Below are 11,273 nucleotides of genomic sequence, written 5' to 3'. Positions count from 1 at the left end.
CCGGCTTCACCGCGTTCACCTCCCGCAAGAAAGCCGAACGGGTTCCCGGGCGCCTGGTGGTGCGCCGGATCCCGGAACTGAACCCGAAGAGGGCCGCCGGGCAAGGCACCCTCTTTGACACCCACCGTTTCCACGCGTTCTTCACCACCGTGGATTCCGGCGTCCTGGACACTGTCGCTGCGGACAAGACCCACCGCCAACACGCGGTCATCGAGCAGGTCAACGCGGATTTAAAGGACAGCGCACTGGCCCATATGCCCTCCGGGCACTTCGGAGCCAATAGTGCATGGCTGGTGGCCGCGGCCATCGCCTACAACCTCACCCGCGCCGCCGGGATCCTGGCCGGCGGCACCTTCGCCAAGGCCAGGAGCGCAACGGTCCGGCGCAAGCTCATCCAGGTTCCGGCGCGCATCGCGCGCAGTGCCAGGAAAACCAGGCTCCGGCTTCCGCTGGATTGGCCCTGGGAAACCGAGTGGGAACGGCTCTTCACTTCCGCGCACGCCCCACCCCAAATCGCCTAGAACCGTTCACCGAGCCCTCTGCGGCGCAACCAGGAAACCATCGTGGAACACCCGCCGACAGCGAGGCCGGCACCCTTCCCGTGCCCAAAAACGAAACCGCCCCCGTCCGTCGCCAGCAGACGACGACCGGGGGCGGATCGGTGGATCAAGGCTAAGGCTTTCCCCTACTCGGGCGAGGATTACCCGTATTCAGGGGCGGGAATCAGCAATTATCGGCTGTGCTGCACACCACATAGTCTTCAATGGTCACTCGAAATCTGCCGGATTTCCGGCCACCCTACTCCCACACACACCTTGAGGTGCCAATGTCTTCAACACAGCTCCAGAGCGACCGAACCCTGGGCGGTGCAATCCGCAACGGGCGAATGAACCGCCGCGCATGGATCATCACGATCATGCTGGTCCTCTTCCAGATCGTTGCCTTCGCCGACAAAGCAGTACTCGGTCTCGTTGCCTACAAGGCGATCCCTGAACTAGGCATCAGCACCGTTCAGTTCGGCATGATAGGCAGTGCGTTTTTCTTCCTCTATGCCATCGGCTCCGTGCTCCTCGGCCTGATCGCGGGCCGCACCTCTGTCAAGTGGGTCATCTTCGCCATGGGTCTTGCCTGGGCCGTGCTCCAGTTCCCGATGCTCTTCGGCGGCGGTGCAGCTATCCTTCTGGTCACCCGCATCCTGCTAGGCGGCGCCGAAGGCCCAGCCACTGCCATGTCACTCTCTTCGGCCCACTCATGGTTCAAACCGGCCGACCGGGCGCTGCCCAGCAACCTCATTGCCATCGGTTCCACGCTGGGACCGGTTCTGGCAGCCCCGTTCCTCGCCTTTATCATCAGCAACTTCGGCTGGCGATGGGCCTTCGGCGCCCTCGGCCTGGTAGGCCTGGCGTGGGTCATCGCCTGGTTCATCCTGGGTGCCGACGGACCATTCGGCAGCTCAAAGAACAAGGAAACGGCCGAACCAGAAGCCGAAGCGGTTGCCAATGCCCCGGTCCGCGAGAAGACCGCCGCCGAAATAGCCTCGGACCAGCGGACCAAGCAGTATGAAGACCAAAAGCCGGTCAAGGTCACCTGGATCCTGCTCAGCGCATCGTTCCTCGTTGCCGCTTTCGGCGGTTTCACCAACTTCTGGACGCAAGGCTTCCTCACCACTTGGTCGCCGAAGTACCTGGCCGGCGTCGTCAATATGTCCCCGGAAATGGTTGCACTGATCACCACCTTCCCGTGGATTTTCGGCGCGGTTGTCCTGCTGGCCCTCGGTTTTATGGGCCGAAACCAAATGCGCCGTGGCAAGTCGGTACGCGTTGCACTCGCCGCACCGTTCGGCATCTGCCTCGTCCTGGCCGGGGCCTGCTTCCTGGCCCTGCCCTTCGTCTCTGGACCGATGGTCGTCGTGCTGCTGACACTCGGTGCCGGTTTCAGTGTCATCTATCCGATGGCTCCCTCGGCCATGGCTTTCGCCGTCGGTGCCGGACAGCGACCGGTGATCATGGCAACCCTCGGTGGAGTCGCTTCGATTGGTGCCATCATTTCACCGACAGCCGTCGGCATGTTCATGCAGCAGGCCGGCTACCGGACCGCCGCCAAGGGCACCCCGGAGACGGCCGAAATGATCGGCAACATGATCTCCGGCGTAAACCAGTCGCTTACCATCGCCGGTGGGCTGCTGTTGGCGGCAGGCATCCTTTCTGTCATCTTCTTCAACCCGGACAAGACCGGCCAGCGCCTGCAGCGACGCCTCGCCCAGAAGAGCAACAGCTAAGAAACGTCCGCCGCAGTTCGGGGCATGACAGCGGTGGGATAGATTCCTGCTGACTGGGATCCCGACCGGCACCACAAATAAAATACAGTCCCTTGAGGACTGGCGTAGGCGGTTGCGGCTGTTTCCGGTTCTATTCGGTGACGGCGGCAACCGCCTCCTTGCGCTGGGAACCTGAAGCATGAGACACGGGAAGTCGACGGCGTCATGGCGCTGCCGATCCCGCACCCAATCCAACTTCCCGCGGGAGAATTCACGTCGGAAACGGAACTGGCTGAATGGTCGAGCCCTCGCCCGAAGTTCTAGGGCCCCAAACATGCATCGGAGTTAGTCGTTGCGAAACGCACTCGAGCCCCGGCGCAACCGAAGGCCAGCGAACTTGTCGCTTTCCTTCGGTAGTTGCTCGGGGCTCGAGGACGGTGACGGCACCGTTGAGCTGGTGGCGCTTTCCGGGCGGATCCTAGTCGACCCAGGCGGCGTCGGCGGTCCAGTACTCCAGGCCGGCCTCGCTCACGCCGTGTTTCCATTCGCCCGTCCGTTCCAGCTTTGGCTCAACCGTCACCAGCGACTTGTCCGCTGCGTCGGGGCCATCCGCACTCACGCCCCAGTGAACCCAGTTCACTTCAAGATCGTTTTCATCGTGAACAAACAGGTCTACGTGGTGCCACCCATAGTTAAAGGTGTCTGTGTAACACGTCAGGAACATCTTGTGGTGGTTCTTGGGGTATGGCAATTGGACCTCCATGTGATCGCTTTTCCAGCATGCTACTGGCTGAAAGGCAACCGTGACATGGGGGTTACCTTTACCTCAAGCCAAGGCCGGACGACACGGCCGTCAATATCATTCAGACCCCTACGTGAGTGGCGACCTCTATGCAGTGCCATGTCGGGTCCGGTCTCGATGCCACCCATTGACGAGTGGACCTGAACCGTCCCATCGACCCGCGGGCCGAGCTTCACATCACAGCCAAATTGGTTGCACTTTGGCAACCAATTCCATATAGTTGATATCAATCAACCATATTCCTGCTGTTTTTGGAGCCCCTTTTGTCCCAGACACCCACCCCCACGAAGGCGGAACCGGAGAAGTCCGAATCGGGCATGACTCACCGCCAGGTCATGCAATCACTGACCGGACTGCTCATGGGCATGTTCGTCTCGATCCTCGCCGGAACCGTGGTCTCAACGTCCCTTCCTGTCATCGTTTCGGACTTGGCCGGCGACCAGACCTCCTACACCTGGGTCGTCACCGCGACTCTGCTGGCCACCACGATCTCGACCCCGATCTGGGGCAAGCTGGCCGACCTGGCCAACCGCAAGCTGCTGCTGCAGCTTACCCTGCTCCTCTTCGTAATCGCCTCGGCCATCGCCGGGTTCTCGCAGGACACCAACATGCTCATCACCATGCGCGTGTTCCAGGGCCTGGGCGCCGGCGGGCTGACCGCGCTGACCCAGATCGTCATGGCCGACATCATCTCCCCGCGCGAACGCGGCAAGTACATGGGGCTCTTCGGCGCCGTCATGGCGCTGGGCACCGTGGGCGGCCCGCTGATCGGCGGCTTCATCACCGACGCCATCAACTGGCGCTGGAACTTCTTCATCGCCCTGCCCTTCGCTGCAGTCGCGATCATCTTGATCCAGAAGACGCTTCACCTTCCGGCCCAGGCCAAGCGCAAGGTCTCCATCGACTACGCGGGCATCGTCCTGCTTTCGGCCGGCGTCTCGTCGCTGCTGATCTGGGTTTCCCTGGCCGGCAAGGACTTCGAGTGGGCCTCGGCGACCACCGCATGGATGGTCGGCGGCGCCGTTGCCTCCCTGGCCGCCTTCGTGATCGTCGAGTTCAAGGCCTCCGAGCCGATCATCCCGTTGACGATGTTCAAGAACCGCACCTTCACCCTTTCGGTCATCGCCTCAATTTCCGTGGGCGTGTCGATGTTCGGCACCTCGGTGTTCCTGGCCCAGTACATGCAGCTGGCCCGCGGCGCCAACGCCACCCAGTCCGGGCTGATGACCATCCCGATGATGGCCGGGTTGCTCATCATCTCCACGATCGCCGGCGCGATGATCTCCAAGCACGGCAAGTGGAAGGCCATCATGGTCGTCGGCTCGGTGCTGCAGCTGGCGGGCCTCTACCTGCTGGGCACCATCCACTACGACACCAACTTCGTGCTGGTTTCCGCCTACATGTTCCTCCTCGGCGCGGGCCTGGGCATGGTCATGCAGAACCTGGTGCTGATCGTGCAGAACGCCGTCACCCCGGCCGAGATCGGCGTGGCGTCCTCCGGCATCGCCTTCTTCCGCTCTCTGGGCGGCACCATCGGCGTCTCGGTCCTCGGGGCCCTGATGGCCACCAAGGTCGCGGACCTGATGGGTTCCAAAAGCGCCGAACTGGGCGCCGCGATCGCTGCCCTGGGTGAGAAGGGCAAGGACCTGGCAGAATCGCTGGCCTCCGGGAACATCCCCGCCGTCCACTCCCTGCCCGAATCGGTCCGCACCATCATCGAGTCCTCCTACGGCGACGCCGTGGCCCACGTCTTCATGGTGGCGGCCCCGTTGAGCATCCTGACCATCCTCGCGGTGGCCTTCATGCCCAACCTGGAGCTGGGCAGCCAGACCCGGCACCAGCGCGAGGAAGCCGAGGCCGCGGAGCGGAACCTGGCCGAGGTCAGCGAGGCCGCCATCGCGGCGACCCCGCGACTCGCGGACGAAGACACCTCGGCCCGCCACTGACATGGACGCTCTGGCCGATCCCCTCGCCGTCACGGAACGCGCGGGCACAGATGACGCCGTGATGTCGTCCCTGATCGACGAGGTCGAGCACCAATTCGCGACGATGTTCGTCAATGCCCGTAACAACATCCGTGCCCGGGCCGCGGCGATCCATCCCGAACTGCACCCGCTGGGGTTCAGGGTGCTCACGATCCTCTCCCGCTCGGGAGCCCGTCAGCAGGGGGCCTTGGCCGAGGAGACGGAGGTGGACAAGGCGATGATGAGCCGGACCATCAAGCAGCTCGAGGCCCTGGGCCTGGTGGAGCGGAGCATCGACCCGAACGACGGCCGCGCCCTGCTGGTCGCCATGACGGATCTGGCCCGGGCGCGCTTCGACGCGACGCTGGCCAATGCCCGCCGCGTGCTCCACGACCGGCTCGCCGAATGGGAGCCCGGCGAGGTCCGCCGCTTCACCGACCTGCTGGCCAAGCTGAACGACTCGGGCATTTAGCCCCATCCCCCATCCATGTGGTCCTTGGTCCCGGAATGAAGATCTTCCGGGGCCAGGGACCACATGCGTATCGGGTAGCGTTTCAGTCAGCGCCACCGGTCCCCCTTACGGGATCCCAAACCAAGGAATACCCCCATGGGATTGCTCTTCAGCCACGACACCCTGCCCCAACGCGTGCTCTTCGGCACCGGCAAGGCCGCCGAACACCTCGCCGCGGAGGTGGCTGCATTTGGGGCCACGCGGGTCATGATGATTGCCGGGCGGCGCGACGCCAACACGGCCGCCGGCCTTTCCGCCCGGCTCCCGGTTGTCCTGCACTATTCCGACATCGTGCAGCACGTGCCCATCGAAAGCGCGGCACGTGCCCGCGCCGCCGCCCGGGAGCACCGCGTCGACCTGCTCGTGTGCCTCGGCGGCGGGTCGGCCGTGGGACTGGCCAAGGCCGTCGCCCTGGACACCGGATTGCCCGTCATCGCCATCCCCACCACCTATGCGGGCTCCGAGGCAACCAACGTCTGGGGCCTGACCGAGGACGGCCGCAAAAAGACCGGTGTCGACGCGCGGGTGCTCCCTGCCACCGTCATCTACGATGCGCAGCTCAGTCTCTCGCTGCCCTCGGGGCTGAACGCCATGGCACACTGCATCGATTCGCTGTGGGGGCCGCGCGCCGACCCGATCAATGCGGCACTCGCCGCCGAGGGAATCCGTGCCCTGGCCACCGGCCTGCCGGCCATCGCCGCGGATCCGTCGGGGATCGACGGCCGCGAGCAGGCACTCTATGGCGCTTACCTGTCGGCGGTGGCCTTCGCCTCGGCGGGTTCGGGCCTGCACCACAAGATCTGCCACGTGCTGGGAGGCACCTGGAACATGCCACATGCCCAGACCCACGCCACGGTGCTGCCCTACGTGTTGGCGTTCAATGCGCCGCACGCGCCCGAAGCCGAGTCCCGCATTGCCGCGGCCTTTGGCAGCCCCACGGCACTTGAGGGGCTCAACGCGCTGCGGAAGCGGCTGGACGCACCGCGGGCGCTGAAGAACTACGGATTCGACGCGGCGGACATCCCGGAGGCGGTGTCACTCATCCTGCCGCAGGTTCCTGCCATCAACCCGAGGACCGTCACCGGGGAAAACCTGACGGAGCTGCTCACCGCTGCGCTCCACGGCACCGACGCGGCCGGCCTCTCACCGGTCAAAGCCTGAACGCAGCCAAGCCACCGGCGGCTCGAACCTTGGCCGCGGCGATGTTGCGGCCTGTCGGCACGCCACCGGCATCCGGCTGGCCGTCGGGCAGGTTGCCGGGCGGCATGGCGTTCCCCTTACTTCCTTACCTCGCATGAACCGGAATTGACCCCGCGTCGGCCTCGCAATTTATAGTCGGGGTATGGAACAGCGCGTATTGGGCAAGACCGGACGGAACGTTTCAGTCATCGGACTGGGCACCTGGCAGCTCGGGGCCGACTGGGGCAACGTCGACCCGGGGCAGGCGCGGACCATCCTCGCGGCTTCCGCCGAGGCCGGCGTCACCTTCTTCGACACGGCCGACGTCTACGGGGACGGCCGCAGCGAGCAGGCCATCGGGGCGTTCCTCGCGGAGAACCCCGGCACCGGCATCACGGTGGCCACGAAAATGGGCCGCCGGCTGGAACAACGGCCGGAGAACTACAACCTGGCCAACTTCCGCCAATGGGTGGACCGATCCCGCCGCAACCTGCGGACCGAAGCCCTGGACCTGGTCCAACTGCATTGCCCGCCCACCGCCGTCTACAGCCGCGCAGAGGTGTATGACGCGTTGGACACCCTCGTCTCCGAGGGCGCCATCAAGAACTACGGCGTCAGCGTCGAACGGACCGATGAAGCCCTCGAGGCCCTGCGCCACGACGGCACCGCATCCGTCCAGATCATCCTGAACGCCTTCCGGCTCAAGCCGCTGGACGAGGTGCTCCCCGCCGCGAAGGCCGCGGGAGTGGGCATCATCGCCCGGGTTCCCCTCGCTTCCGGCCTGCTCTCGGGGAAGTACACCAGCGAAACCAGGTTCGCCGAAGACGACCACCGCAACTACAACCGCACCGGCGCCGCCTTCGACGTCGGGGAAACCTTCTCCGGCGTGGATTTCGAGCTGGGTCTCCAGGCCGTGGCCGAGTTCCAGCAGCTGGTGCCGCAGGGCGTAGGCACAGCACAGGCGGCCATCGCGTGGGTGAGTGCCCAGGACGGCGTCACCGCGGTCATTCCCGGTGCCCGCACCGTGGAGCAGGCCCGGGCCAATGCCGCCGTCGGGGCCGCAATCACCCCGGAGTTCGACGAAAGCGTCCGCTCCATCTATGACCGCTACTTCCGCGAGGCGGTCCACCCCCGCTGGTGAATGCCCGGCGGGGCCGCTTGGGGTCCCGCCGGAGCCTCGGCGCGATCGTCGTTGCGCTTTCCGGATGCCGCGCTGCGCTATTGCGGTCTTTTGCCGGCCGGCCGCCGGCTACCGGATGGATTGCGCAGCGGCGGCCGCGGTAGCGGCCGGATCCTGCGCGGTCGGGGAGAGCTTCGCGGGGTCGCGGCGCCCGGTGCGCGTGGCACCGATCCCGGCAACAATCACCAGCACGATGCCCGCGATCGCGGCCGGGCGCGGGACCTGCTGCAGGAAGATAAACCCGACGACCATGGCGATGGCCGGCTCCAGGCACATCAGCGTGCCGAATGCCGCGGTGGTCAGGCGGCGCAGGGCCAACAGCTCGAGGCTGAACGGGATGACCGGCAGCAGCAGCGCAAGGGCCAGCCCGATGGCCAGCACCTGCACGTCCATCCGCCCGATCACCTCCGGCCCCACCACCAACGTGGCGGCCAGCGCCGCGACGGGCATCGAAATGGCCAGGGCACCGATCCCGTCGACGGCGTCCCCCGCACGCTGGGTAAGCAGGACGTAGAGGGCCCAGCAGCCGGCGCCGGCCAGGGCGAAAAGCACCCCGGCCAGATCTGCCGCACCGTGCCACGGTTCGGTCAGCCCGAGCACGCCGGCCGCCGCGACCAGCGCCCACCAGCGCCCGGCACCCCGACCCTGGACGATGGCCACGGCCAGCGGGCCCATGAATTCCAGGGCGCTCGCGGTACCCAGCGGAATGGTTTCCACCGCCTTCATGAACGCCAGCGTCATGCCCGCGGTGGCCAGGCCCAACAGGGCGCAGACCCCCAGCGTGGCCCGGGTGAACCGCATGCGCCACGGGCGGGCAATGGCCACCAGGATGACGGCGGCCCAGGCCAGGCGCAACCAGGCAACGCCCTCGGACCCCAGGGATCCGGCGAGCCCGATCGACGCGGCAAGGCCCAGCTGGACACAGCCCATCGCGGCAAACGCCATCAGGGAACCGACGGAGGCGGACGTGGCGGCGGGTGCGGGTGTGGAACTCATGGATTCAAGTAGATCCGAGACGGGTTGTCCATGTCCACGCGAGAATCATCAACATATCGTTCGTTATTACTGCACAATGGTTGTCATGGAAACCCGGCGCCTGCAATACCTGTACGAGCTCTCCCGCATGGGATCGATGCGCGCGGTGGCGGACATCCTGGGCACCACCACCTCGACCGTCTCCCAGCAGATCGCACAGCTGTCGCGGGAGACCGGGGCCCGGCTGCTGGAGCCCGACGGACGCGGGGTGCGCCTCACCCCGGCCGGACGCCGACTGGCCGAGCACGCGCAAACCATCCTCGCTGCCGTCGACGCCGCCCGCCTCGACCTGGATTCGGGGGCCGAACCCTCCGGAACGCTGCGCGTGGCCGGATTCGCCACCGCGATCCGCAGGACGCTGATGCCGGTGATCGAGGAACTGGCCGAACGCCATCCCCGGGTGCGCATCGTGGTGCTCGAGCACGAGCCGGCGGAGTCGCTGAAGCTGCTGGCCGCGGACGACCTCGACCTGGCCCTGACCTACGACTACAACCTCGCCCCGGACGAGGTGGGTGCGGACATCGAAACTCTGCCGCTGTGGAGCACCGCGTGGGGGCTGGGCGTGCCGACCGCCGAGGCGCAACGGTTCACGGCCGGTGGCCTGATGCCTGACGCCGCGGCGGTCTTCTCCGCCTTCCGAGAGCGCGACTGGATCGGAAACTCCCGCAACATTGCCGATGAAACCGTGCTCCGGCTCATCTCCTCGATGGCGGGCTTCGAGCCGGCCTTGCGCCACCAATCCGACAGCCTGGACCTGGTCGAGGACCTGATCCTCGCCGGCCTGGGCGTGGGCCTCCTTCCGGCCGACCGGCCGCAACGCGAAGGCATCGCCATCCTGCCGCTGCACCACCCGGACCTGCAGCTGCGCGCCTTCGCCCGGACGCGCCGGGGACGCAGCGCCTGGCCTGCACTGGCCCTGGTGCTGCAGCGGCTGGGCAACGGCTGACCGTACCGACATACGCCAAGGCAGGGCCCCACATGTGGGCCCTGCCGTCGGTTGCGAAGCCAGGTCCGGCTAGCGCACCGCGCGGAACTTCACGGCGGAGGCCAGCGCGACGATGCTGACACCGGCGAGCACCGCCAGGTAGTAGCTCGGTGCCATCGGCTGGCCGGTGACCTCGATCAGGTAGGCGCAGATCATGGGCGTGAACCCACCGAACACCGCCACCGCCGCGTTGTAGCTGAAGGACAGCCCCGTCGCGCGGGTTTTGGCCGGGAAGACATCCGCCATGACGGATGGCAAGGCGCCGAAGTAGACGGACTTCAGCAGGCCCAGGACGATCATGACCAGCGCCAGCACCAGGAAGGTCCGGCCGGCAATGAGCCACATGAACAGCGGGATGGTCAGTACCGCGATCGCGATGGCGGCCGGGACCATGATCCGGATGCGTCCGAACCTGTCGGAAAGGTGACCGACCAGCGGGGTGAGGAAGGTGAGGATGACACCGGTCAGGATCAGCGAGGTGAAGGAAATCGACGGGCTGATCCCCAATTGCTTGATGCCGAAGGTCGGCATGTACTGGATGACGAAGTTCAGTGCGGTGGAGATCGCCAGGGCGCCGCCGGCCATCAGGACGCTTGCCTTCTGCGAGACGAAGACATCGCGCACCGGTGCGTGCTTTTCCTCCGGCGCCACCGCGGCCAGCGGTGCCTCGTCCACGTAGCGGCGGATCATCCAGCCGGCCGGTCCCACCAGCAGCCCGATGACGAAGGGAATCCGCCAGGCCCAGGCGTTCATCTCGGCCTCGCTGAACACCGAGGTCAGGATGACCACGGTGATGGCGGCCATCAATGCTCCCAGTCCTTGGCTGGCAAATTGGAAGCTTCCCAGGAAACCACGTCTTCCCTCGCCCTGCGCAATGAGGTAGGAGGTGGCTGCCCCGAATTCGCCGCCGGCCGAGAAGCCCTGGATGAGACGGCCCAGGATGAGGCCGATCGGGGCCAGGATGCCGATGGCGTCATAGCCGGGCATGAAGGCGATCACCGCCGTCCCGAGCACCATCAAGCGGATGGTGAGCATCAGGCCCTTCTTCAGGCCGTTCCGGTCGGCGTATGAGCCAAGGATCAATCCGCCCAGCGGGCGGATCAGGTAGGAGCCGCCGAAGACCGCGAAGGCCTGGATCACCTCGACGGCGGGGTTGTCCGAGGGGAAGAAGTTGTGGCCGATGTAGATCGCCAGCAGGGCATAGATCGACATGTCGTACCACTCGAGGGCATTGCCGATCGTGGCAGCGGCGATGCCGCGGGCCATGGATTGCTTGCGGGGCGCCGGAGCGCCCGGTGCTTGCGGGGTTGCGGCGATCTGGTTCTGACTGCGGTTCATGGGAGTTCCCCTCGGGAGGCGG

The 11,273-nt window shown here is 66.1% G+C and carries 10 protein-coding genes; 7 read left to right on the top strand and 3 right to left on the bottom strand.

Going from position 1 to position 11,273, the window contains the following annotated elements; translation table 11 throughout:
- Together OIU93_RS18955 and OIU93_RS18950 are read left to right on the top strand one after the other, a co-directional pair.
- A partial coding sequence (locus OIU93_RS18955) for a transposase (RefSeq protein ID WP_264271614.1) occupies positions 1-521 on the top strand: 521 nt, incomplete at its 5' end.
- Between the two features lie 305 nt (positions 522-826).
- Positions 827-2,278 (top strand): MFS transporter, encoded by a 1,452-nt coding sequence (locus OIU93_RS18950; protein ID WP_264271613.1) that lies wholly within the window; start codon positions 827-829, stop codon positions 2,276-2,278.
- A 457-nt stretch (positions 2,279-2,735) separates the two neighbouring features.
- Here the strand turns inward: OIU93_RS18950 and OIU93_RS18945 are convergent, their stop codons facing one another.
- A complete protein-coding gene (locus OIU93_RS18945) occupies positions 2,736-3,020 on the bottom strand; it encodes a hypothetical protein (RefSeq protein WP_264271612.1) in 285 nt (94 codons plus the stop codon).
- A gap of 356 nt (positions 3,021-3,376) precedes the next feature.
- Between OIU93_RS18945 and OIU93_RS18940 the strand changes: the two genes are divergently transcribed.
- From OIU93_RS18940 to OIU93_RS18925, 4 genes are all read left to right on the top strand, one after another.
- Positions 3,377-5,005, top strand: coding sequence for an MDR family MFS transporter (locus OIU93_RS18940; protein WP_264271620.1), 1,629 nt, complete (start codon positions 3,377-3,379; stop codon positions 5,003-5,005).
- Position 5,006: 1 nt separating this feature from the next.
- Positions 5,007-5,495, top strand: a complete 489-nt coding sequence (locus OIU93_RS18935; protein WP_264271611.1) for a MarR family winged helix-turn-helix transcriptional regulator — start codon at positions 5,007-5,009, stop codon at positions 5,493-5,495.
- Positions 5,496-5,630: 135 nt separating this feature from the next.
- Positions 5,631-6,695 (top strand): maleylacetate reductase, encoded by a 1,065-nt coding sequence (locus OIU93_RS18930; RefSeq protein WP_264271610.1) that lies wholly within the window; start codon positions 5,631-5,633, stop codon positions 6,693-6,695.
- A 181-nt stretch (positions 6,696-6,876) separates the two neighbouring features.
- On the top strand, positions 6,877-7,854 hold the full coding sequence (locus OIU93_RS18925; protein ID WP_264271609.1) for an aldo/keto reductase: 978 nt from the start codon (positions 6,877-6,879) through the stop codon (positions 7,852-7,854).
- Positions 7,855-7,962: 108 nt separating this feature from the next.
- Here the strand turns inward: OIU93_RS18925 and OIU93_RS18920 are convergent, their stop codons facing one another.
- Positions 7,963-8,889: a DMT family transporter gene (locus tag OIU93_RS18920; protein WP_264271608.1), complete on the bottom strand. Its 927-nt coding sequence runs from the start codon at positions 8,887-8,889 to the stop codon at positions 7,963-7,965.
- Positions 8,890-8,974: 85 nt separating this feature from the next.
- On the opposite strand from OIU93_RS18920, the gene OIU93_RS18915 reads away from it, so the two are divergent.
- Positions 8,975-9,874: a LysR family transcriptional regulator gene (locus OIU93_RS18915; protein ID WP_264271607.1), complete on the top strand. Its 900-nt coding sequence runs from the start codon at positions 8,975-8,977 to the stop codon at positions 9,872-9,874.
- A gap of 69 nt (positions 9,875-9,943) precedes the next feature.
- On the opposite strand, the gene OIU93_RS18910 is transcribed toward OIU93_RS18915, so the two are convergent.
- Positions 9,944-11,251, bottom strand: coding sequence for an MFS transporter (locus tag OIU93_RS18910; RefSeq protein WP_264271606.1), 1,308 nt, complete (start codon positions 11,249-11,251; stop codon positions 9,944-9,946).
- Positions 11,252-11,273 lie beyond the last annotated feature (22 nt).

Origin of the sequence: Paeniglutamicibacter sp. ZC-3, from assembly GCF_025847175.2 — a bacterium.
GTDB lineage: Bacteria > Actinomycetota > Actinomycetes > Actinomycetales > Micrococcaceae > Paeniglutamicibacter > Paeniglutamicibacter sulfureus.
Note: the sequence above shows the minus strand (reverse complement) of the source record. Positions and strands in the feature narration are given on the sequence as shown.